The sequence below is a fragment of the Curtobacterium sp. Csp2 genome, assembly GCF_013347165.1.
Genome location: NZ_CP054593.1, coordinates 1,608,368 through 1,630,659, shown reverse-complemented (window position 1 = coordinate 1,630,659; position 22,292 = coordinate 1,608,368). Strand labels below are relative to the sequence as shown.

23 protein-coding genes and 1 tRNA gene are annotated in these 22,292 nt (G+C 71.2%); 8 read left to right on the top strand and 16 right to left on the bottom strand.

The annotated features are described in order from the left end of the window. Positions 1–8: 8 nt before the first annotated feature. The 7 genes from HUN59_RS08070 to otsA all read right to left on the bottom strand — a co-directional run bounded on the left by HUN59_RS08070 (position 9) and on the right by otsA (position 8,986). Positions 9–1,199, bottom strand: coding sequence for a mannitol-1-phosphate 5-dehydrogenase (locus HUN59_RS08070; RefSeq protein ID WP_058742974.1), 1,191 nt, complete (start codon positions 1,197–1,199; stop codon positions 9–11). Positions 1,200–1,406: 207 nt separating this feature from the next. Further along, positions 1,407–2,432, bottom strand: a complete 1,026-nt coding sequence (gene ilvC / locus HUN59_RS08065; RefSeq protein WP_058742975.1) for a ketol-acid reductoisomerase — start codon at positions 2,430–2,432, stop codon at positions 1,407–1,409. A 52-nt stretch (positions 2,433–2,484) separates the two neighbouring features. Continuing rightward, positions 2,485–2,985: an acetolactate synthase small subunit gene (gene ilvN, locus HUN59_RS08060; protein WP_174778059.1), complete on the bottom strand. Its 501-nt coding sequence runs from the start codon at positions 2,983–2,985 to the stop codon at positions 2,485–2,487. Further along, entirely contained in the window at positions 2,982–4,802 is a 1,821-nt protein-coding gene (locus tag HUN59_RS08055; RefSeq protein ID WP_144805503.1) for an acetolactate synthase large subunit, read from the bottom strand. The genes ilvN and HUN59_RS08055 overlap by 4 nt, the downstream gene beginning before the upstream one ends. A gap of 46 nt (positions 4,803–4,848) precedes the next feature. Beyond that, positions 4,849–6,543, bottom strand: a complete 1,695-nt coding sequence (ilvD, locus tag HUN59_RS08050; protein ID WP_058742977.1) for a dihydroxy-acid dehydratase — start codon at positions 6,541–6,543, stop codon at positions 4,849–4,851. A 72-nt stretch (positions 6,544–6,615) separates the two neighbouring features. Further along, entirely contained in the window at positions 6,616–7,398 is a 783-nt protein-coding gene (otsB, locus tag HUN59_RS08045) for a trehalose-phosphatase (RefSeq protein WP_254630021.1), read from the bottom strand. Then, the gene (gene otsA, locus HUN59_RS08040; protein ID WP_114851531.1) at positions 7,391–8,986 is read right to left on the bottom strand and encodes an alpha,alpha-trehalose-phosphate synthase (UDP-forming); all 1,596 of its coding nucleotides are present in this window, start codon (positions 8,984–8,986) and stop codon (positions 7,391–7,393) included. Before otsA ends, otsB begins: the two co-directional genes overlap by 8 nt. A gap of 119 nt (positions 8,987–9,105) precedes the next feature. Here otsA and HUN59_RS08035 point away from each other — a divergent pair, with 119 nt between their 5' ends. After that, positions 9,106–10,080, top strand: coding sequence for a magnesium transporter CorA family protein (locus HUN59_RS08035; RefSeq protein WP_174778058.1), 975 nt, complete (start codon positions 9,106–9,108; stop codon positions 10,078–10,080). A 6-nt stretch (positions 10,081–10,086) separates the two neighbouring features. On the opposite strand, the gene HUN59_RS08030 is transcribed toward HUN59_RS08035, so the two are convergent. Further along, positions 10,087–11,238: an SLC13 family permease gene (locus HUN59_RS08030; RefSeq protein WP_174778057.1), complete on the bottom strand. Its 1,152-nt coding sequence runs from the start codon at positions 11,236–11,238 to the stop codon at positions 10,087–10,089. 93 nt (positions 11,239–11,331) lie between these two features. On the opposite strand from HUN59_RS08030, the gene HUN59_RS08025 reads away from it, so the two are divergent. Further along, complete coding sequence (locus HUN59_RS08025; RefSeq protein WP_058728987.1) at positions 11,332–11,523, top strand: hypothetical protein; 192 nt, start codon at positions 11,332–11,334, stop codon at positions 11,521–11,523. A gap of 142 nt (positions 11,524–11,665) precedes the next feature. Here the strand turns inward: HUN59_RS08025 and HUN59_RS08020 are convergent, their stop codons facing one another. After that, complete coding sequence (locus tag HUN59_RS08020; RefSeq protein WP_141862063.1) at positions 11,666–12,844, bottom strand: mechanosensitive ion channel family protein; 1,179 nt, start codon at positions 12,842–12,844, stop codon at positions 11,666–11,668. A 115-nt stretch (positions 12,845–12,959) separates the two neighbouring features. On the opposite strand from HUN59_RS08020, the gene HUN59_RS08015 reads away from it, so the two are divergent. Further along, positions 12,960–14,504 carry an amino acid permease gene (locus tag HUN59_RS08015; RefSeq protein ID WP_174778056.1) on the top strand — a complete coding sequence of 515 codons (1,545 nt, stop codon included), beginning with the start codon at positions 12,960–12,962 and terminating at the stop codon, positions 14,502–14,504. A gap of 101 nt (positions 14,505–14,605) precedes the next feature. Then, positions 14,606–14,917, top strand: a complete 312-nt coding sequence (locus HUN59_RS08010) for a hypothetical protein (protein WP_174778055.1) — start codon at positions 14,606–14,608, stop codon at positions 14,915–14,917. A 171-nt stretch (positions 14,918–15,088) separates the two neighbouring features. Here HUN59_RS08010 and HUN59_RS08005 read toward each other — a convergent pair whose 3' ends face one another. From HUN59_RS08005 to HUN59_RS07990, 4 genes are all read right to left on the bottom strand, one after another. Beyond that, on the bottom strand, positions 15,089–15,304 hold the full coding sequence (locus HUN59_RS08005; protein ID WP_174778054.1) for an SCO4848 family membrane protein: 216 nt from the start codon (positions 15,302–15,304) through the stop codon (positions 15,089–15,091). 208 nt (positions 15,305–15,512) lie between these two features. Beyond that, positions 15,513–16,451: a hypothetical protein gene (locus tag HUN59_RS08000; protein WP_174778053.1), complete on the bottom strand. Its 939-nt coding sequence runs from the start codon at positions 16,449–16,451 to the stop codon at positions 15,513–15,515. Next, positions 16,448–16,933 (bottom strand): ImmA/IrrE family metallo-endopeptidase, encoded by a 486-nt coding sequence (locus HUN59_RS07995; RefSeq protein ID WP_174778052.1) that lies wholly within the window; start codon positions 16,931–16,933, stop codon positions 16,448–16,450. Before HUN59_RS07995 ends, HUN59_RS08000 begins: the two co-directional genes overlap by 4 nt. Continuing rightward, a complete protein-coding gene (locus HUN59_RS07990; protein ID WP_058742987.1) occupies positions 16,930–17,370 on the bottom strand; it encodes a hypothetical protein in 441 nt (146 codons plus the stop codon). Before HUN59_RS07990 ends, HUN59_RS07995 begins: the two co-directional genes overlap by 4 nt. A gap of 71 nt (positions 17,371–17,441) precedes the next feature. Between HUN59_RS07990 and HUN59_RS07985 the strand changes: the two genes are divergently transcribed. Next, the gene (locus tag HUN59_RS07985) at positions 17,442–18,104 is read left to right on the top strand and encodes an IMPACT family protein (RefSeq protein WP_174778051.1); all 663 of its coding nucleotides are present in this window, start codon (positions 17,442–17,444) and stop codon (positions 18,102–18,104) included. A gap of 177 nt (positions 18,105–18,281) precedes the next feature. Here HUN59_RS07985 and HUN59_RS07980 read toward each other — a convergent pair. Further along, positions 18,282–18,357 (bottom strand) — tRNA-Lys (locus HUN59_RS07980). 113 nt (positions 18,358–18,470) lie between these two features. On the opposite strand from HUN59_RS07980, the gene bcp reads away from it, so the two are divergent. After that, entirely contained in the window at positions 18,471–18,941 is a 471-nt protein-coding gene (gene bcp / locus HUN59_RS07975) for a thioredoxin-dependent thiol peroxidase (RefSeq protein ID WP_114849571.1), read from the top strand. 146 nt (positions 18,942–19,087) lie between these two features. Here the strand turns inward: bcp and HUN59_RS07970 are convergent, their stop codons facing one another. Then, a complete protein-coding gene (locus tag HUN59_RS07970) occupies positions 19,088–19,519 on the bottom strand; it encodes a hypothetical protein (protein ID WP_174778050.1) in 432 nt (143 codons plus the stop codon). Between the two features lie 258 nt (positions 19,520–19,777). On the opposite strand from HUN59_RS07970, the gene HUN59_RS07965 reads away from it, so the two are divergent. Then, positions 19,778–20,026 (top strand): WhiB family transcriptional regulator, encoded by a 249-nt coding sequence (locus tag HUN59_RS07965; RefSeq protein ID WP_022904217.1) that lies wholly within the window; start codon positions 19,778–19,780, stop codon positions 20,024–20,026. 98 nt (positions 20,027–20,124) lie between these two features. On the opposite strand, the gene HUN59_RS07960 is transcribed toward HUN59_RS07965, so the two are convergent. Beyond that, positions 20,125–21,630 (bottom strand): sensor histidine kinase, encoded by a 1,506-nt coding sequence (locus HUN59_RS07960; RefSeq protein ID WP_058742177.1) that lies wholly within the window; start codon positions 21,628–21,630, stop codon positions 20,125–20,127. A 99-nt stretch (positions 21,631–21,729) separates the two neighbouring features. Between HUN59_RS07960 and HUN59_RS07955 the strand changes: the two genes are divergently transcribed. Continuing rightward, complete coding sequence (locus HUN59_RS07955; protein WP_174778049.1) at positions 21,730–22,230, top strand: Rv3235 family protein; 501 nt, start codon at positions 21,730–21,732, stop codon at positions 22,228–22,230. Positions 22,231–22,292 lie beyond the last annotated feature (62 nt).

Genomic DNA, 22,292 nt, shown 5'->3' with positions numbered 1-22,292 from the left:
CCGGGTCGTCAGACGTCGGCGGGCTGGGTCGCGAGGACCTCGGCGACGACCTCGCGCACGGCCGGGAAGAGCGGGTGGCTCTCCATCAGACCCGTGAGGATCTCGGTGAGCGCGTGCGCGGTCGCGCCGGAGCGCAGGAGCGCGTGCAGCTCGATCGACTCGGGGTCGTTCTCGTCGTCGAACGCGAGCGCGGCGCGGACGGCACCGAGCAGGTGGTCGACCGGCAGGCCACGCTCGGCGAGCTGCGACGCGGGGCCGACGAAGCGCTCGCGACGGCCGAGCTTCCGGAGCGGGTTCCGCCCGACCCGGACGGTGGTGTCCGGCAGCAGCGGGTTCGCGATGCGGGTCAGGTTCGCGGCGACGTAGCGGGCGTGCTCGGCCGGGTCGAACCCGTGCTTCGCCACGAGCAGCGCGGTGGTCTCGGCGAGGACGCCGTCCACCTCGGCGCGGACGTCGCGGTCCTCGAGGGCCTCGCGGATGAGCCGGATCCCCCGGACGTAGCCGTGGTAGGCGGCCGTCGCGTGCGCGGTGTTGACCGTGTAGAGCTTGCGCTCGACGAACGGCTGCAGGTCGTCGACCCACGTCACGCCGTCGATCTGCGGCGGCTCGGAGTCCGAGTCGGCGAACGGCGTCCGCTCGATGACCCACTCGTAGAACGGCTCGAGCACGACGTCGAGCCCGCCGGACTGGCCGAGCACGCCGGACTGGTCGGGGACGATCCGGTCGATCGCGCAGTTGGCGAAGACGGCGGCGATGTCGCGGTCCTCGAGGATCGGCGCACGACGGATGCTGGCGTGCAGGGAGTCGGTCGCGTTGAACGCGTTCTCGCAGGCGACGATCGTGACGTCACCGCGGTCGAGCGGCCTGGCGGCCAGGCCCTCGGCGATGACCGGGGCGACGAGCGGCAGCGTGCGGGCCCCGACGGCCGTGGTGACGACGTCGGCCTCCGCGATCGCCTGCACGACGCGGTCGCGGTCGGTCTTGCTGCTCAGCGCGTGGAAGCCGTACACGAGGTGCTCGACGGGCATCTCGCCGACCTCGTGCACCACGAAGCGGCCGGCCTCGTTGAGGGCCGAGACGACCCGGGCGTCGACGTCGACGAACGTGAGCTCGTAGCCGCTCGCGACCAGGAACTGGCCCACGAATCCGCGCCCGATCTTGCCGGCGCCGATGTGGACCGCTCGCTTCGTCACCGCCATCCGTCGATCCTCGCACGTCGGGAGGACCGGTCGTGACCACTCCTCGTGGACAGCAGGGCCGTCGCGAGGGTGGTCACGGGGTCGGCGGGACCCGGCCGTCGGGCGGCGCGGGGACAGGTGGGGTACTGGTGCATGAGGTCCGTGTCACATCGCGAGGCGGCGGTGCAGTCGCACCGCCGCCTCGTCGTCGAGTGTGGTGTCCGCAGACTACCGCGCGGCCGAGCCGTCCACGTAGTCGGCGTCGTTCGACTTCCACGCGAACAGGGCGCGGAGCTCGCGGCCGGTCGCCTCGATCGGGTGGTTCTCACCCTTCTCGCGCAGGGCCGTGAACTCCGGCGCGCCGGCGTCCTGGTCCGCGATGAAGCGCTTCGCGAAGGTGCCGTCCTGGATGTCCGCGAGGACGGCCTTCATGTTCTCCTTGACCTCGGGCGAGATCACGCGCGGGCCGGAGACGTAGTCGCCGAACTCGGCCGTGTCGGAGATCGACCAGCGCTGCTTCGTGAGACCGCCCTCCCAGATGAGGTCGACGATGAGCTTGAGCTCGTGCAGGACCTCGAAGTACGCGATCTGCGGCTGGTAGCCGGCCTCGGTCAGGGTCTCGAAGCCGTACTGGATGAGCTGCGAGGTGCCACCGCACAGGACGGCCTGCTCACCGAACAGGTCGGTCTCGGTCTCCTCGGTGAAGGTCGTCTTGATGCCGCCGGCGCGCAGGCCGCCGATCGCCTTCGAGTAGGACCACGCGAGGTCCCAGGCCGATCCGGACGCGTCGACCTCGACGGCCACGATCACGGGCACGCCGCGGCCGGCCTCGTACTCGCGGCGCACGGTGTGACCGGGGCCCTTCGGCGCGACGAGGGAGACGTCGACGCCCTCGGGTGCCTCGATGTAGCCGTAGCGGATGTTGAAGCCGTGGCCGAAGACGAGCGTGGCGCCCGGCTTGAGGTTCGGCTCGATGTCCTCGCGGTAGACGATGCGCTGGACCTGGTCCGGGGCGAGGATGACGACGACGTCGGCCCACTTCGTGACCTCGGCCGGGGTCTGCACGTCGAAGCCCGCCTCTTCGGCCTTCTGACGGCTCTTCGAGCCCTCCTTGAGGCCGATCTTGACCTCGACGCCCGAGTCGCGGAGGTTGAGGGCGTGGGCGTGGCCCTGCGAGCCGTAGCCGATGACGGCGACCTTCTTGCCCTGGATGAGCGTCAGGTCGGCGTCGGCGTCGTACACGATGTCAGTCACGAGGGTGTGTCTCCTTGGTTCTGGTGGTCTGGTGCGCGTGCTGGAGCGGTGTTCAGCGGACGCGGTCGGTGATGCTCTTCGGGCCGCGGCCCATCCCGAGCAGGCCGGCACGGGCGAGTTCCTTGATGCCGTACGGCTCGAGGACGCGGAGGATGGCCTGGATCTTGCCGGGGTCGCCGGTCACCTCGATCACGAGCGAGTCGGTCGCCACGTCGACGACCTGCGCACGGAAGAGGGTCACGGCCTCGAGGACCGCCGACCGGGTCTGGTTGTCGACCCGGACCTTGACGAGCATGTGCTCGCGCTGCACCGACTGCGAGAAGTCGAGCTCGACGATCTTGATCACGTTGACGAGCTTGTTCAGCTGCTTCGTGACCTGCTCGAGCGGCAGGTCCTCGACGTCCACGACGACCGTGATCCGACTGAGGCCCTCGACCTCGGTGTTGCCCACCGCGAGCGACTCGATGTTGAAGCCGCGACGGGCGAACAGCCCGGCGACGCGCGTCAGCAGACCCGGCTTGTCCTCGACGAGCAGGGAGAGGACGTGGCTCATGCGGGGTCTCCGGTCATGTCGGCGTCCTCGACGTCCCAGCTGGGCGCGTGGTCGCGGGCGTACTCGATCGAGGAGTTGCCGACCCCCTGCGGGACCATCGGCCACACCATGGAGTCACGGCTCACCACGAAGTCGATGACGACGGGGCGGTCGTTCGTCTCGAGGGCGAGCTTGATCGCGTCGTCGACCTGGTCGGCGCGCTCGACGCGGATGCCGAGGGCACCGTACGCGTCGGCGAGCTTCACGAAGTCCGGCACGCGACGGCTCTCGTGGCCGGTCTCGAGGTCGGTGAAGGAGTGCCGACCGTCGTAGAACAGCGTCTGCCACTGCCGCACCATGCCGAGCGACGAGTTGTTGATGACCGCGACCTTGATCGGGATGTCGTTGATGACGCAGGTCGCGAGTTCCTGGTTCGTCATCTGGAAGCAGCCGTCGCCGTCGATCGCCCAGACCACGCGGTCCGGCTCGGCGACCTTCGCGCCCATCGCCGCGGGGACCGAGTAGCCCATCGTGCCCGCGCCGCCCGAGTTCAGCCACGCGTGCGGCCGCTCGTACTTGATGAACTGCGCCGACCACATCTGGTGCTGGCCGACCCCGGAGGCGTAGACGGCCTCGGGCCCGGTGAGCTCGCCGATGCGGCGGATGATCGCCTGCGGGGCGAGGAGTCCGTCGGTCGGCTCGGCGTACCCGAGCGGGAAGTCCGTCCGGAGCTGCTCGAGCTTGGTCCACCACGCGCTCGTGTCGGCACGGTCCGCGGCGACGTCGCCCCAGGCCTCGAGCAGGTCGACGAGGACCTCGCGGGCGTCGCCGACGATCGGCACGTCGGCGAACCGGATCTTCGAGATCTCGGCGGGGTCGATGTCGACGTGCACGACCTTGGCGTGCGGCGCGAACTCGTCGGCCTTGCCGGTCACGCGGTCGTCGAACCGTGCACCGAGGGCGATGATGAGGTCGCTGTCCTGCAGCCCGAGCACCGCGGGGACGGTGCCGTGCATGCCGGGCATGCCGAGGTGCTGCGGGTGCGAGTCGGGGAAGGCACCACGCGCCATGAGCGTCGTGACGACCGGCGCACCGGTGGCCTCGGCGAAGCGCAGCAGCTCGGCGGTCGCATCGGAGCGGACCACGCCGCCGCCGACGTACAGCACGGGACGCTCGGCCTCGGCGAGGAGCTGCGCCGCGGCGACGATCTGCTTGCCGTGCGCCTTCGTGACGGGGCGGTAGCCGGGCAGGTCGATCTTCGGCGGCCACACGTAGGGCGCCGACTTCTGCTGGGCGTCCTTCGTGATGTCGACGAGCACCGGGCCCGGACGACCGGTCGTGGCGATCTGGTGCGCGGCGGCGAGCGTCGCGGGGATGTCCGCCGGGTCGGTCACGAGGAACGAGTGCTTCGTGATGGGCATCGTGATCCCGACGATGTCGGCCTCCTGGAAGGCGTCCGTCCCCATCAGGGTCGAGAACACCTGCCCGGTGATCGCGATGAACGGCACCGAGTCCATGTAGGCGTCGGCGATCGCGGTGACGAGGTTCGTCGCACCGGGGCCGGACGTGGCGATCGCGACGCCGACCTTGCCGGAGGCCGAGGCGTACCCCTCGGCCGCGTGGCCGGCGCCCTGCTCGTGCCGGACGAGGATGTGCCGGATCGTCGTGGACGCCATGAGCTCGTCGTAGAACGGGATGATGGCGCCGCCGGGGAGGCCGAAGACGTCGGTGATCCCGAGGTGCTCGAGCGTCCGGAGGACGGCTCCCGAGCCGGTCAGGATCTCCGGCGACCGGCGTGCACCGGCGGCCGCGGACAGCGGAGTGGCTTCCGTGGGCATGAGGTGTTCCTTGCCTGGAGTGATGGCGGTGGTGCGGGTGTCGACGCTAGCCCGTGACCGCGCCCTTGGCGGCGGACTGGACGAGCTTCGCGAACTTCGCGAGGACTCCGCGGGTGTAGCGCGGGGGCAGCGGGGCCCAGCCTGCTCGGCGGGCCTCCAGCTCGGCGTCGTCGACCAGTAGGTCGAGCGAGCGAGCCGCGATGTCGACACGGATGCGGTCGCCATCGCGCACGAATGCCACTGGACCTGCGTCCACGGCTTCCGGTGCGATGTGGCCGATGCACAGGCCGGTTGTGCCGCCTGAGAATCGTCCGTCCGTCAACAGTAGTACATCCTTGCCGAGGCCCGCGCCCTTGATGGCGGCGGTGATCGCCAGCATCTCGCGCATGCCCGGGCCACCCTTCGGGCCCTCGTAGCGGATGACCACCACGTCGCCCTTCTGGATCTGCCCCTCGGTGAGGGCGTCCATCGCGGCACGCTCACGGTCGAACACCCGCGCGGGGCCCTCGAACACGGCGGCGTCGAACCCGGCGGTCTTCACGACGGCGCCGTCCGGGGCGAAGGAGCCCTTGAGGATGGTCAGGCCACCGGTCTCGTGGATCGGGTTGTCGAGCTTCCGGAACACCTCGCCGTCGAGCTCCGGTGGGTCGATCTCGGCCAGGTTCTCGGCGAGGGTCTTGCCGGTGACGGTCATGACGTCGCCGTGCAGCAGGCCGGCCTCGAGCAGCGCCTTCATGATCACCGGGATACCGCCGTTGCGGTCGACGTCGACCATGACGTACTTGCCGAAGGGCTTCATGTCGGCCAGGTGCGGGACCTTCGAGCCGATGCGGTTGAAGTCGTCGAGGGTCAGCTCGACCTCGGCCTCGTGCGCGATCGCGAGCAGGTGCAGGACGACGTTGGTCGAGCCTCCCAGGGCCATGGCGACGGCGATTGCGTTCTCGAACGCCTCGCGCGTCAGGATCTGCCGGGCCGTCAGGCCGAGGCGGAGCATGTTGACGACGGCCTCGCCTGAGCGGCGCGCGTAGTAGTCACGGCGGCGGTCGGCGCTCGGCGGGGCGGCGGACCCCGGCAGCGACATGCCGAGGGCCTCGGCCACGCTCGCCATGGTGTTCGCCGTGTACATCCCGCCGCAGGCGCCCTCGCCCGGGACGATCGCGCACTCGATCTCCTTGAGCTCGGCCTCGGTCATGGTGCCGGCCTTGCACGCACCGACGCCCTCGAAGGAGTCGATGATCGTGACCTCCTTGAAGGAGCCGTCGGCCTGCTTCACGTAGCCCGGCATGACCGAGCCCGCGTAGAGGAAGACGCTCGCGAGGTCGAGGCGCGCGGCGGCCATGAGCATGCCGGGCAGCGACTTGTCGCAGCCGGCGAGGAGCACGGTGCCGTCGAGGCGCTCCGCGTTCACGACGGTCTCGACGCTGTCGGCGATGACCTCGCGCGAGACGAGCGAGAAGTGCATGCCCTCGTGGCCCATCGAGATCCCGTCGGAGACGGAGATGGTGCCGAACTGCAGCGGGTACCCGCCGCCGGAGTGCACGCCCTCCTTCGCGCCCTGCGCGAGGCGGTCGAGGGAGAGGTTGCAGGGGGTGATCTCGTTCCAGGAGGACGCGATCCCGATCTGCGGCTTGTCCCAGTCTGCGTCGCCCATGCCGACGGCCCGGAGCATGCCACGCGAGGTGGTCGCTTCGATCCCGTCGGTGACGACCCGGCTACGCGGCTTCACGTCGATGTCAGGCATGGTGCGAGTCTAGGACCGTTTGGGATACCAGCGGGACACGACCCGTCGGACGGGAGGCACGTGGCCGGGTCGTCAGCGCGTCGCGCGCAGACGCGCGAGCTGCTTCAGGACGTCGGTGAGCGCGGCCGGGTCCGCCACGCGGTGGCCGGCGAGCGTGTCGCCCTCCCCCACCTTCACGCCCACGTCGCCGTCCCGGAGGACCCGGAAGGCGTCCTCGTCGGTGACGTCGTCGCCGGCGAAGAACACGGCGTCCGCGCCCCGCAGCTCGCGGAGCCGGTCGACGGCGTAGCCCTTGGTCACGTGCCGGACGGCGAACTCGAGGATGTCCTTGCCGCCGCGCTCGAGGACCTCCGGGTCGGCGCGGTGCGCGGCCTCGTGCGCAGCGGCGTTCGCCGCCGCGGCCACCTCGGCGCTCGCCCGGCGCGTGTGCACCCCGTGCCCGGCGGGCTTGTGCTCGACGACGACGTCCGGGAACCGTGCGCCCACCTCGTCGAGCGCCGCGCCGACACGGGCCACGCGGGCCTGCTCGTCCTCGGTCAGGGCGGCCTCGGCGTGCCCGTCGACCCGCCACTCGACGCCGTGCGACCCGACGAGCGCCATGTCCTCCGGCGCGTGCGACACCCGGGCGAGTCCCTCGAGCGGCCGTCCGGAGACGAGCACGACCTCGGTGTCGCGGGCGCGCTGCAGGGTCAGCACCGCCGCCCACGAGCCCGGGAGCGCACCGACCTGCGCGGGGTCGTCGGCGAACGGTGCGAGCGTGCCGTCGAAGTCGAGGGCGACGAGCAGTCGCGGCGCAGCCGCGAGCGTCTCGAGGGCCGACGACAGGGCGGTCGGGTCGATCGACGGCTCAGGCACCACGTGCCTCCCGGGTGTCCTCGGCGGCGCGCGCGGTCTGCGCGTCCTGGTCGAAGATCGACGTCGTGTCCTGGAGCTGCTCGACGTGCTGGTCACCCGGGTCGGCGGCCGAGGGGTCGAGCTTGGCGCGGCTCGGCGCGTGCCGGTCGAGCGCCTCGAGGAAGGAGCGCGACCAGCGGGCCACGTCGTTCTCGCGGACGCGCTTCCGGAGCGCGCGCATGCGCGTCGACCGCTCGCGGCGGGGCATCTCGATCGCGCGCTGGATCGCGTCCTTCAGGGCGCCGATGTCGTGCGGGTTGACGATGACCGCCTGCTTCAGCTCGTCGGCGGCCCCGGCGAACTCGGACAGGATGAGGACGCCGTCGTTGTCCGAGCGGGTCGCGACGTACTCCTTCGCGACGAGGTTCATGCCGTCGCGGAGTGCGGTCACGAGCATGATGTCCGCGGCGAGGTACAGCGCGACCATCTCCTCGCGCGGGTAGCCGTGGTGCAGGTACGAGATGGGTTGGTGCCCGATCACGCCGAGGTCGCCGTTGATCCGTCCGACGGTCAGCTCGATCTCGTCGCGGAGCGCCGCGTACGTGTCCACACGCTCGCGGCTCGGGCTGGCGACCTGGACGAGCGTCGCGTCCTCGACCGCGACCCGGCCGTCCTCGATCAGCTCGCCGAACGCCTTGATGCGGTGCCGGATCCCCTTGGTGTAGTCGAGCCGGTCGACACCGAGCAGGACCGTCTTCGGGTTGCCGAGGCTCGCGCGGATCTCCTTCGCTCGCTCCTGGACCTCGGGTCGGTGCGCGATCGCCTCGAAGCTCTCGGCGTCGATCGAGATCGGGAAGTGCCGGGCCTCGACGTGGCGCACGGTGATGCCCTTGCGGCTCCGCGGTGCCGCCGGGTCGTCGACCGGGACGTCGATGGTCGAGCCCTTGGTCGTGTAGCCCTTGATGTGGCGGACCGCGCGGAGGAAGTCGCTCGCGTCGTCGTGCCGCTGGAACCCGATGACGTCGGCGCCGAGCAGCCCGTCGAGGATCTGCGCGCGCCACGGCAGCTGCGCGTAGATGCCGACCGGCGGGAACGGGATGTGGTTGAAGAAGCCGATCGTCAGGTCCGGACGGCGCTCGCGGAGCAGGGCCGGCAGGAGCTGCAGCTGGTAGTCCTGCACCCAGACGACGCCGTCCTGCTCGACGATCTCGACGATCTGGTCGGCGAAGCGCTCGTTGACCCGCTTGTACGCGTTCCACCAGTCGCGGTGGTAGCTCGGGTGCTCGATCACGTCGTGGTAGAGCGGCCAGAGGGTGTCGTTGCTGAAGCCCTCGTAGTACTCCTCGACGTCGTCGGCGCTCAGCGGCACCGGGACGATGTGGATGCCCTCGTTGTCGAACGGCGCCACCTCGACGTCCGGCTGCCCGACCCAGCCGACCCACGCACCGTCGTTCGCCCGCATCACCGGCTCGAGAGCGGTCACGAGGCCGCCCGGGGAGTGCCGCCAGCCCTCGTTGCCGTCCTCGTCGACGACACGGTCGACGGGCAGGCGGTTCGAGGCGACGACGAACGCGTAGCGGTCTGGGTCGGTGTCGGTGGGTGCTGCCATGAGGTGCTGGTCTCTCCGTTCCGCCCGGAAGGTGCGCCGGGGTGCGGAGCCGACGGTACCAGCGCGGGGTCAGGCGGTCCCCGGCCGGACGCCCGGTCGCCGCTGGCTAGGCTTCGCACATGGTCGTGACACGGGCGTGGCGGAACGGGAGTGCGGCGGAGCGGGACTTCCCGGTGGACCGCGTCTCGGACCTGCTCGAGCGGGACGACGACACCTTCGTCTGGGTGGACCACACCGACCCCGGGCCGGAGGACCTGCGACACGTCGAGGACGAGCTCGGGATCCACGCGCTCGCGCTCGAGGACGCCCTCGAGCCGGGGCAGCGCCCGAAGCTCGACCGGTACCGGCAGAGCCTGTTCCTCGTGGTCTACGACGTCGACGGCATCGACGACGACGGCGAGCTCGTGACGCACGAGGTGAAGGCGTTCGTCACCCGGCGCGCCCTCGTCACGATGCACGGGCCCGACGTCGACATGGCCGCGGTCGAACGACGGCTCGGCGCCAACGCCGACGTGTGCGACCACGGGGTGCCCTGGCTCGTGTGGGGGCTCCTCGACGCGGTCGTCGACCACGCCACGGCCACCGTCGAGGACATCGAGGCGCGGATCGAGGCGCTCGAGGACGACCTGTTCGAGCACGGCAACCCCCGCGAGCAGCAGATCCAGCGGCGGTCGTTCCGGCTCCGGAAGGCGCTCGGCGTCCTCCGGCGCCAGGTCGTCCCGACCCGGGACAGCGTCGCGTCCTTCCTGCACGGCGACGCCGAGTCGATCCAGGACGGCATCCGCCCGTACTTCCGGGACGTCGAGGACCACCTCGTCTCCGTCGCGGACTCCGTCGACCAACTGCGTGACGCCGTGTCGAGCGTCCTCGACACGAACCTCAACCTGGCGTCGAACCGGCAGAACACGGTGATGAAGAAGGTGACGAGCTGGGCGGCGATCATCGCGATCCCGACGGCGATCACGGGCTTCTTCGGGCAGAACGTGACGTTCCCGGGCGAGGGGCACTGGAGCGGGCTCGCCGCGTCCGTCTCGCTGATCCTGGCGACGTCGCTCGTGCTCTACCGGGTGTTCAAGACGAAGGACTGGCTGTAGCCCGGGTCAGATCTGCAGCGCGAGCACCCCGGCGACGACGGTGAGCGGTGCGACCACGCAGCCGAGCGCCATGTAGCGCCCCCACGACAGGTGCACGCCCTCGGACGCGAGCCGCGCGTGCCAGAGCAGCGTCGCGAGCGACGCCCACGGCGTGATGAGGCAGCCGGCGTTCACGCCGACGAGCAGCGCCGCGTAGCGCAGGGCCTCGTGCCCCGCTGCCGGCTCGAGCACCAGGTACGCCGGCAGGTTGTCGATGGCGTTCGCCGCGACCGCACCGGCGCCGCCGAGCAGCAGGAGCGAGCCCGTCCCGGTGCCGCCGGACAGCGCGTGCACGACCGGGTCGGTCAGGCCCGTGGTGTGCAGCGTCTCCACGACGACGAACAGCCCCGCCGCGAACAGCAGCGTCGACCACGGCACACGGGACGGCCGGAGCTCGGACGGCGCACGGAAGGCCGCGACGACGACGAGCAGCACCGCCGCCGCGAGCGCCGCGATCCACACCGTGACGCCGGCGGTGAGCGCGACGACGAGGGCGACGAGCACGACGGACGCGGCCCAGAAGAACACCGGGTCCCGCGGGCGCCGGACCTCGACCGGGGTGTACCGGCCGAAGAGCTTGCCGCGGAACACGACGAGGAGCACGGCGCACGGCACGACGACCCCGGCGAGCGCCGCCCACACCATGAGGCCGGCGAACGGGATCGGTCCGTCGAGACCGATCTTGTCGACCGCGAGCAGGTTCGTCAGGTTCGACACCGGCAGCAGCATCGACGCGGTGTTCGCGAGCCAGACGGTCGTCAGGGCGAACGGCATCGGGGGCAGGCCGACCCGGCGGGCGAGCGCGATCACGATGGGCGTCAGGAGCACCGCGGTGGTGTCGATCGACAGGAACACGGTGCAGACGACGGCCAGCACGACCACGGACACCCACAGGCCGATCGTGCGGCCACCGCCGACGCGCGCGGCGAGGTCGGCGAGCCGGTCGAAGACGCCCGCGTCGGCTGCGAGCTCGGACACGACGGTCAGCCCGAGGACGAACGCGAGCACCGGGACGACACGCTCGGCGAGGGTCGCGAGGTCGGACAGGGGCAGGAGGCCGAGGACGACGCACACCGCGCCGACCACGAGCAGCACTCCCCCGATGACGGCCTGACGCACGGTGACTCCTCGACGCTCGGGCCGGGCAGGGCGACCGGCGGCGCTCCAATGTAGCGGCCGGTAGCGTGGCGGGGACGACCAGAGGAGGAACCGGTGCGGAAGTTCATGTTCAGCGGTGCGGTGTGGAGTTCGATCATCAGCGGCTACAGCGTGGTGCAGACGACGCGGCAGGGGCCGCGGGACTGGCGCCTCGCGCTCACGTGGATCGCGTGGCTCGCGACGACGATCGTCGCGCTCGGCACGGTCGTCGAGGACGACCGCGCGGTGAAGGCGCGTCAGCGCTAGGTCGCCAGCGCGACCACCCATCGGACGGGAGGCACGGTGTCGGCTGGCACCCCTCCCTCGCAGGCTCGGTCGGCGCGCCCCGCGTGACGCTGGCGCGTCACCGCTGAGCGGGGCGCGCCTGTCCGTCCTCCGGTCGCGTCCGTCAGCGCGCGGGCGGGACGTCCTCCGGGCGGATGCCGGACGTCTGGATCGGTCCGGTGAAGAGCGCGGAGCGCTCGTCGCCCTCGCGGAAGAGCGAGGCGTCCTGCTCCTCGGTGCGCGGTCGGGCCTTGCCGACCGCCTCCCGGCCCTGCGTGACCTGCACGCGCTGCCGCGGGAGCGCGTCCGGGTGCTCGCGCTGCACCCACTCGACCATCTCCTCGCGCACGTAGCAGCGCAGGTCGAACAGGCCGCCGGCGTCCCGGGCACTGACGAGGATGCGCACGCGCACCAGGCCGCCGACCGCCTCGGTGACCTGCAGCACCTTGGTGCGGCCGTCCCAGATCGTCGACGTGCCGAGGATCCGGTCGAGCTCGGTGCGCATCTCGGTCGGGCTGATCCGCCAGTCGAGGTCGAACTCGACGGCGCCGAGGAGCTCGCTACCCGTACGGGTCCAGTTCTCGAAGGGCGTGCTCGTGAAGTACGTCGACGGCAGCACGAACCGGCGGTCGTCCCAGAGGTGCACGACGACGTAGGTGAGGGTGATCTCCTCGATGCGCCCCCACTGCTGCTCGACGACCACGACGTCGTCCACGCGGATCGACCCGGAGAACGCGAGCTGCATCCCGGCGAACACGTTGCCGAGGGTCGACTGCGCCGCGAGGCCCGCGACGACCGAGATGAGCCCCGCCGAGGCGAGGACGCTCGCGCCGGCGGCCTCGACCCCGGGAAAGGTCAGGAGGATGGCGCCGACCGCGATGATCACGAGGACCGCGACCGTGAGCCGTCGGATGATGAGGACCTGCGTGCGGATCCGCCGGGCGACGCGGTTGTCCGGGACGTCGACGCGGTAGCGGTGCAGGCCGAGGTCCTCGAGGAAGATCGCGATCTCGCAGGCGAGCCAGCAGCCCACCGCGATCGTGACGATGAGGAACGCGTGGGAGACCTCGTCGCGCCACGGGTACGCCTCGGCGTTCCGCGGCACGCTCGCCGCGAAGGCCGCCCAGGTCAGGGCCACGAGGAGCATCGATCGGAACGGGTGCTTCGTACGTCGGGAGAGCACGGCGGCCCAGCGTTCCCGTCGGGCGATCGTCCGGAGCACGAGGTGCAGGACGAGCGCGGCGGCGGCCGTCACGAGCAGGGCGATCCCGATCGCGACCAGGAGTCGGAGGAGGGTGTCCATCGGTCCATGCTGTCCGATCCCCCACCGGTCGTGTTCAGCATCGCCTGACCTGTGGTGTCGTTCAGGTCGGCATTCCGTTCCACCCCGGCGCGGACACGCATGTAGGTTGGCGCGCATGACAGCGCAGAACGACACGGGTGTGTCCCGCACGCCCGCGAACGACTTCTCGCACGAGCAGGAGGGCTACCAGCACGGTCTGAAGCCCCGGCAACTGCAGATGATCGCGATCGGCGGGGCCATCGGCACCGGACTCTTCCTCGGCGCGGGCGGCCGCCTGAACACGGCGGGACCGGCCCTGGCGGTCACCTACCTGGTCGCGGGCATCTTCGCCTTCTTCATCCTCCGGGCCCTCGGCGAGCTCGTGCTGCACCGCCCGTCCTCCGGGTCCTTCATCTCGTACGCCCGCGAGTTCTACGGCGAGAAGTTCGCGTACGCCGCCGGGTGGATGTACTTCCTGAACTGGGCGATGACGTCGATCGTGGACACCACCGCGGTCGCGCTCTACCTCCACTACTGGAGCGCGTTCACCGCGGCGCCGCAGTGGCTCCTCGCACTCATCGCCCTGGTCGTCGTGCTCGCCGCCAACATGGTCGCGGTCAAGGTGTTCGGCGAGCTCGAGTTCTGGTTCGCGCTCATCAAGGTCGCGGCGCTCGTGGCGTTCCTCGTCATCGCGCTCGTCTGGCTCGTCTTCGCGTTCCCGGTGGAGACCGGTGGCGAGGCGGTCCGCACGGGCTTCTCGATCTGGCAGGACAACGGCGGGCTCATCCCGAACGGCGTGCTGCCCGCGGTGCTCGTGGTCCAGGGCGTCGTGTTCGCCTACGCGGCCATCGAGCTCGTCGGCACGGCGTCGGGCGAGACCCAGGACACCGAGAAGGTCATCCCCCGCGCCATCAACTCCGTCGTCTTCCGCATCGCGGTCTTCTACGTGGGTTCCATCGTTCTCCTCTCGCTCCTGCTGCCGTACACCGCGTACAACAAGGACCAGAGCCCCTTCGTGACGTTCTTCTCGTCGCTCGGGAACCCACAGCTGGGCGCGATCGCCGGGTCGATCATGAACTTCGTCGTGCTCACCGCCGCCCTGTCGTCGCTGAACGCCGGTCTGTACTCCACCGGCCGAGCCCTGCACTCGATGGGCATGAACGGCTCGGCGCCGAAGTGGACCACGAAGATGTCGAAGGGCGGCGTGCCCTACGCCGGCATCCTGCTCACCGCGGCCTTCACCGTCGCGGGCGTCGCGCTCAACTACTTCGTCCCGGCGCAGGCGTTCGAGATCGCGCTGAACGTCGCGAGCCTCGGGATCATCACGGCGTGGGGCACGATCATCCTCTGCCAGATGCGTCTGCGGCAGTGGGCGAAGCAGGGCCTGGCGAAGGAGCCGACGTTCCGCCTGCCCGGTGCTCCGGTGACGTCGTGGTTGACCCTGGCGTTCCTGGCGTCGGTCGTCGTGCTCATGGCGATCGACTACCCGGTCGGGACGTACACGATCGCGTCGCTCGTCGTCATCATCCCGCTGCTCGTCGTCGGGTGGTTCCTGCAGCGCGACCGGATCCTGCGCATCGCAGCGCTCCGCGAGGGCGTGACCGGGCCGTACCCGATCGGCGTCCGCGACCCGGCGAACCAGGTCCGTCGCGGCAAGGACGGTGACAGCAGGGGCGAATGATCCCGCACGGACGGTCCGCGCGTCCCCATGTCATCCGGAATGCGCGGGCGGTTCGCCCCGGAACCTTCCACGGGTCCGGCACGCGTCGGTACGATCGGCGTGTGCCGGACCCTTCTGTCTCCCCCGCCCCGACGTTCGACCTGCAGCTGACGTGGCGCGGGACCATCGGTCGGATCCGGGTGTACGACGAGCTCGTGCGGGCCGAGACGAGCTTCGAGCGCGACGCCCTGACGCAGGTCCCGATGGACGAGGTGCGCGGCTGGCGCATCGAGCCGTGCGACTTCGACGCGGTGTGCGTGGAGTTCGTCACCGCGTCGGACACCTACCGGGTGCTGCTCGACACGTCCGACGAGCGGATCGCGGCGCTCGTGCTCGGTCGGGCGCTGGGCGACCCGCTGCCGTCCGAGTCCTGAGGCGCGGCGCTGCGGGGCGCCGTCCTCTCCGCGAGACGCCGCCGCTCCCTCGAGACGCCGCCGAGTCCAGCCGCGTCTCGGCGCCGTCGGGGCGTTTCGGCGCCGTCGGGGCGTCTCGGCGCGGTTGCGGCGGCGTCTCGACGTGGCCAGGGCGGCGCAGGGCGGCGCCCGTCAGGCCAGCAGCAGCAGGACGCCGGCGACGACCGCGGCGAGGGCGATCGCGAACGCGATGAGCAGCAGCACGAGGTGCACCGTGTAGAAGGTCGTCGGCTTGCCGGCCGTGTCCCGCGCCCGGGCGTCCTTCGCCACGCGCTGGAAGAACCGGGGCCACGTGACGACGTTGAAGACGGCGGCGACGAAGAGCACGATGGCGGCGAAGACGGTCACGCGACGAGTCTAGACACCGCACTCGCGCACCGCTGGAGGCGAGAGCGGCCGGTGCCGCGGGACCCGGGGGTGCTCGGCCGCCCCCAACGCGGCCGAGTCCGCCCCGGCGCACCACACGATGTGTAGCACGTGCTACAGACCCTACACGGCTGGTCCACAGGAGGTCGAGCCGTGCTCGGGAACGTGATCGTTCCGATGCAGAACGACGTCAGGCCGTGCCCGCCGCATCGTCGAGCGCCGACTCCGCGGCGGCCAGGACGGCACGGTCGTCGGAGTCGAGCGGACGGCGGGCTCGTCGCGCGCCGTCGTTGATCTCGACGATCAGGCGGCTCACCCGGGTGGCGGCGTCGGTGGACTCGGGGTAGGCGTTGTCCGTGCCGATGCGCTCGTGCAGCGGCTCCAGCGCGGCCAGGGCGGCGTCGAGACGCCGGCTCGTCCGACGACGAGCGACCTGGTGGCCGATGACGAGCAGGAGCATCCCGGACGCCGTGCACAGCACCGCGCCGGGGGTCGTGACGTCGTACGGCAGGGACAGGGCGTGGGTGACGTCGAGCCGACCGGCGACGTGCGCGAGGTCCATGACGACCACCACGACCATGCGGACGACACCGAGCACCCCGCCGAGGACGATGAACCACAGGCCGAGGCGGTCGGCGGCGGTGCGGGCCTCGCGCAGGTGGAGCACGCAGATGACCGCCGTCGCGGCCAACGCCGTGCCGAGGTACGCGGTCTGCGCGATCGAGTACACGGCGGCGGCCGGCTGGTCCCCGGCGACGAGCATGAACGTCGTGGTCGTGGCGGAACGATCGAGCGCGACGAACGCCCCGACGACCACCACGACGACGACCACGCACGCGACGACGATCGTGGTCCGCAGCCACGGACGTGCGGCGCCGACCGCCTTCGCGACGCCCCAGAGCAGCGTGCTCGTCCCGGCGACCATCAGGCAGTCGCTCAGCACCGTGACGACGTTCTGCCCGCCCAGCAGGGGGTCGAGCCAGCGGTACAGCGGGTCGACGTTCGTGACGACCGTCGCCGCGAACAGCAGGAACGTCACCGCGAGGGTGCGGTCCTGTCCGCGCTGCAGTCGGAGGAGGACGACGCTCCCGACGACCAGGACGAGCGCCTGGGCGACGGCGAGGATCACCCGAAGACCCCGCGGAAGGCACTCGGCCGGCCGCGGTGCCGTCGGATGAGACCCGCGAGCTGGTCGGCGAAGAGCTCGGCCTGGTGCTCGTAGTCGTTCGTGAACATGCCGCGCGCGAGGGCGCGTTCGACCTTGTACTCCGGCACGTCGGGGATGACGTCGCGGACGTAGGCGGACTGCGGCGCGTGCTCCTGGTGGCGGTGCAGCACGTGTCCGAGCTCGTGGCCGATGACGAACGCCCGGAAGGTCTCGGACGCGGTGGGCGAGATCATCACGAGGTGCTGGTGCTCGAGCGTCGCGACGAAGCCGCAGACGGGCTCCTCGCTGAGGAACGACTCCTCACGCACGACGATCGGCTTGCCGACGTGGTCCGCGGCCGCGGCGACGGCCTGGTCGATGTCCGACCAGCCCTCGCGCTCACCCCGCGCCCAGAAGGCGTCGACAGAGGCGGACGCCTCGCCGTGGCCGGTCGGCCCGGTCATGCGACGCTCCCCCGCGCCGACTCCTCCTCGAGTACCCGGGCGATGCGCCGCAGGGCGTCGGGCGAGAGCTCCCCGGGGAACGTCCGCGCCGCGAAGCCGCTGACCCGAGCCGAGCGGAGTGCCCGCACGAGCTCGATCTGGGCGCCGATCCGCTCCGGGACCGCACTGTCCTCGAGCAGGAAGCGCTCGTCCACCTCGAAGAAGCCGGCGAGCACGCGGAGCAGGTCCGTGTCGCGGTTGCGCCGGCCGTCCCCGGAGATCATGTACGTCCACTTCGCGCGGGAGAGCGAACCGCCCTGCGCCGCGACGTAGTCCTCGACCGCGGAGAACGGCACCGGGGCGCCACGCTGCGACTCCTCGAAGTCGAGCAGCAGGTTGAGCCGGCGCGCGAGCTCGGCCGCGTCGAGCGCGCCACCCTTGGGATCGGTGGTCGTCATGTCGATCGGACTCCTCCCCAGTCGCCAGCGGTGCACGCCATGGTAGCGCGGTCCCGCCGTAGCCTGTCGGGATGTCCCGCGTCCTGCCCTCGACCGTCGCCGGCACCGTCGAGCACGAGCGGACGGTCAACCGGTCCCGGTTCATCGCGACGGTCGCGCCGGTGGTGGACGTCCCCGACGCCGAGCAGGTGGTCGCCGAGGTCCGGCGCCGGTACTGGGACGCGCGGCACCACTGCACGGCCATGGTCACGGGCGTCCTCGGGGACCAGGCGCGGTCGTCCGACGACGGCGAACCGTCCGGCACCGCCGGCGTCCCGATGCTCGAGGTCCTGCGACGCCGCGACCTGACCGACCTGGTCGTCGTCGTGACGCGGTACTTCGGCGGCGTCAAGCTCGGCGCCGGTGGGCTCGTCCGGGCGTACTCGTCGGCCGTCTCCGAGGCGCTCGACCAGGCAGCACTGGTCCGACGAGCCGAGCGCACCCGGGCCACCGTGGCCGTGCCGCACGCCGAGGCCGGCCGGATCGACAACCTGCTGCGCGACTGGGTCGGACACCACGACGCGACGCTCGACGCCCCCGAGTACGCCGCCACGGCCACGTTCTCGCTCTGGGTGCCGGAGGACGCCCTCGACTCCCTGCGCGCCGACCTCGCTGCCGCCTCGGCCGGGACGCTCGTCCCCGAGTCCGGTCCGACCCGCGTGGTCGACCTGCCCGACACGACCTCCGGGGCCTGACAGCACCCGACGGCCGACCGATCGCGCCCGGCGCGGACGAACCGCGGACGGCCACAGATCCGTCCCGCTGGATCTCGTCGAGATCCACACCCCGCGCGTGTCGCGTCGCTCGCCCCCGAGAACATCGCCGGACAACGAAACAGGCCCGGTCGGGATGATCCGACCGGGCCTGCTGGGTGGTGCGCCCCCTCGGACTTGAACCGAGAACCCACTGATTAAGAGTCAGTTGCTCTGCCAATTGAGCTAGAGGCGCATGGTGTTGAGTTGTCTGCTGCTCTCGCACTTGCGTGCTGCAACGGGAAACAACAATAGCATGGGTTCTGGGTGCTCACGACCACTCGGGCACCGGACACGAACAGGAGCACCATGACGGACCGTCTCGCGGTCGGCGACACCGCCCCCGACTTCACCCTCCCGGACCAGGACGGCACGGAGCACGCGCTCGCCGACCTGCGCGGTCGGAAGGTCATCGTGTACTTCTACCCGGCGGCCTCGACCCCCGGGTGCACCACCGAGGCGTGCGACTTCCGCGACAACATGACGTCGCTCCAGGCGGCCGGCTACGAGGTCCTCGGCGTCTCGAAGGACGAGCAGGCGAAGCTCAAGGAGTTCCAGCACGAGCAGGCCCTGACCTTCCCGCTGCTGAGCGACCCCGACCTCGCCGTGCACCGCGCCTACGGCGCCTGGGGCGAGAAGAACAACTACGGGAAGATCGTCACCGGCACGATCCGCTCGACGATCGTCGTCGACGAGGACGGCCGTGTGCAGCTACCCCTCTACAACGTGAAGGCGACCGGTCACGTGGCCAGCCTCCGGAAGAAGCTCGGCCTGGTCTGAACCCAGCCACGGACGGACGGGAGGCGCGGTGCCAGCTGGCACACCTCCCTCGCAGGCTCGGTCGGCGCGCCCCGCGTGACGCTGGCGCGTCACCGCTGAGCGGGGCGCGCTCCCGTCCGTTCGCGCTCACGTCCCGAGACGCGACGTCAGTCGTCCCGCTGGCCGCGCGGGACGAGCGCGGCCGTGACCGGCCGCGAGAGCACGAGGGTGAGGCCGACCAGTGCCGGGATGAGGAGCACCCAGCCCACCCAGGCGACGCGGAAGACGCCCTGGAACGCGCCGATCGCGAGCGCGCCCTGGAGCACCTGCCAGACGATGATCCCGGAGCGGACCCACGAGCGGTGGTTCCGGAGCCCGAGGAACATCGCGACGAGCCAGGTCGCGGCGATCGCGGCGAGGACCACGAGCGCGATCGCGGAAGCGATGCTCGACGCCGGCGCGACGAGGAGTTCCACGATGAGTGCGACCGTCACGACGACGAGCGCGAGCGCCTCGAGGCCGACGACCACGAGCAGCGTCGTGAACGCCGGGGATCGACCGGCGACGGGGCCGGGGCCGTTCGGGGTGGTCTCGGACACAGCGATCCTCCAGATGGAACCCTTGATTTGGTACCACCAGTATGGAACGATATTCGAGGTCGTTTGGACGGCACGATGTGGTGTGCGTCTCCCGCGGTTCGACGCTCCTCCCCCGAGCGTTCAGCGGGCGTCAGACTCGCTCCCAGCGGATTCCTCCCCCACAGGTCTCCCCTCGTGCCCTGTGCATGCCCAGCGTTCCGATCCCCGAGCCGCGGCCCCGGCCTGCCGTTCGAGCATCGACATCAAGGAGCACCACACATGGACTGGCGTGACCAGGCAGCTTGCCTCACCGCGGACCCCGAGCTCTTCTTCCCGGTGGGCAACACCGGACCCGCCGTCGACCAGATCGAGAAGGCCAAGTCGGTCTGCGCTCGGTGCACGGTGACGGAGATGTGCCTGCAGTACGCCCTCGAGAACAACCAGGACTCGGGCGTCTGGGGCGGCCTCAGCGAGGACGAGCGTCGTGCGCTGAAGCGCCGCGCGGCCCGCGCCCGCCGCGCCTCCTGACGCAGCACCACCACCGACACGACGACGCCCGTCGCTCCCCCGGGAGCGACGGGCGTCGTCGTCTGTCCGGCCAGGGCGAGACGACGCGGCGCCGAGGGCTACGCGGCGCCGGCGGCGGTGAGCCAGCGGAACGGGATCGTGATGGTGACCTCGGTGCCGCTGCCGGTGAGCGTGTGCCAGTCGATCGTCCCGCCGAGCTCGCCCTGGATGAGCGTGCGGACGATCTGCGTGCCGAGCCCCGAGCCGACCTTGCCCTCCGGCAGGCCTCGGCCGTTGTCGCGGACCTCGATGTCGAGGTGGTCGTCGGAGCGGTTCGCCACGATCTCGACCTCGCCGTCGCGGCCGTCCAGCCCGTGCTCGACGGCGTTCGTGACGAGCTCGGTGAGGCCGAGCGCGAGCGGGGTCGCCGCCTCCGAGGGCAGCACGCCGAACTCGCCGGTCTTCTTCGGGCGGACCGTCGTGTTGTGGGACGCCGCGACCTCGGTCACGAGCTTCAGCACGGAGTCGAACACCTCGTCGAAGTCGACGTTCTGGCTGAGGCCGGTCGACAGGGTGTCGTGCACGACGGCGATCGCCGCCACGCGACGCATGGCGTTCTGCAGTGACGTCCGGGCCTCGTCCGAGTGGGTCCGGCGCGCCTGGATGCGGAGCAGGGACGCGACCGTCTGCAGGTTGTTCTTGACGCGGTGGTGGATCTCGCGGATCGTCGCGTCCTTGGTGATGAGCTCGCGCTCCTGGTGCCGGAGCTCGGTGACGTCGCGGCAGAGCACGATCGCGCCGATGCGGTCGCCCTGGTCGCGGAGCGGGATGGAGCGCAACGAGACCGTCACGCCCTTCGCCTCGACGTCGGCGCGCCACGGAGCCCGCCCGGTCACGACGAGCGGCAGGGACTCGTCCACGTCGAGCTGCGAGCCGATCAGCTCGGTCGTGACCTCGGCGAGGGACTTCCGCTCGAGCTCACCCTCGAAGCCCATGCGGTTGAAGGCGCTCAGGCCGTTCGGGCTCGCGAAGGTGACGACGCCGTTCGTGTCGAGGCGGAGCAGCCCGTCGCTCGCACGGGGCGCGCCGCGACGGGGGCCGGCCGGGGCACCGAGGTCCGGGAAGTCGCCCGTGGCGATCATCCCGAACAGGTCGTTCGCGCTCGCGGTGAAGTTGAGCTCCTGGCGGCTCGGGGTCCGCATCTCGTCCTGGTTCGAGTGCCGCGTGACGACGGCGATCGGACGCTCGGTCGTCTCGGCGCTGTTCGCGTTCAGGCGACGGAGCACCGGGATCGCCCGGACGCGCGTCGGGGTGTCCTCGTACCAGTCCGGCTCGGCGGAGTCGACGACCCGGGCGGCGGCGAAGCACTCGGTGACCTGCTCGCGCCACTCCTCGCGGATCTCCTGCCCGACGATGTCGCGGTAGAAGAGCGTCGCGGCGGAGCTCGGCCGGGCGTGCGCGACGGCCACGAAGGAGCCGTCCTCGGCGGTCGGTACCCAGAGCACCATGTCGGCGAAGGACAGGTCGGCGAGGAGCTGCCAGTCCCCCACGAGCAGGTGGAGCCACTCCACGTCCGCTTCCGAGGATCGGCCTTGCGCAAGGACGAGGTCACTGAGGGTCGACACCACGTCAGTCTAGGTGCGGACCGTTGTGGACAATGGCACGCCTCCACAGCGGCGCTGCTTTCGTATTTCTCATGTCGTACACATTCGTACGTTCGCCACATGGGAGGGACCGGGGTGTCAGGACACGCGCATCGACTCGACAACGAGGACGACGACGAACGATCGGAGACGACGGTCCGAGCCGTCGCCGCGGTCCCGGCTCCGCGGCCCGCCGGAACACCGGCCCCGCCACCGGAACCCGGGACGCCGGACGCCGACGACCCGCCGGACCCGGCCGAGGTCGCCGCTGCCCTCGCCCGCTGCGTCGTGGAGGTCCTCGCCGGCGCCCGTGACGTCGACAGCATCGCACGGTGGGTCAGCGAGGACGTGCACCGGCACCTGCTGCACCGCGCGGCCGTCGCCGGCCGTGCTCGAGCGCTGCGGCGTCGCGCCCGGACGCGGCCGCTCGTCCAGGTCGGCACCACCCGGGTCTGCCCGGTTGCGCCCGGCGTGGTCGAGGCGGCCGTCGTCGTGCACACCCGCAGCCACGCGCGCGCCGTCGCGCTCCGCCTCGAGCGCCGGCAGGGCCGCTGGCGGGCCGTCGTCGTCGGCGTCCTCTGACGCGTCGTACCCGACAGACGGACGGGAGGCGCGGTGCCAGCTGGCACCGCGCCTCCCGTCCG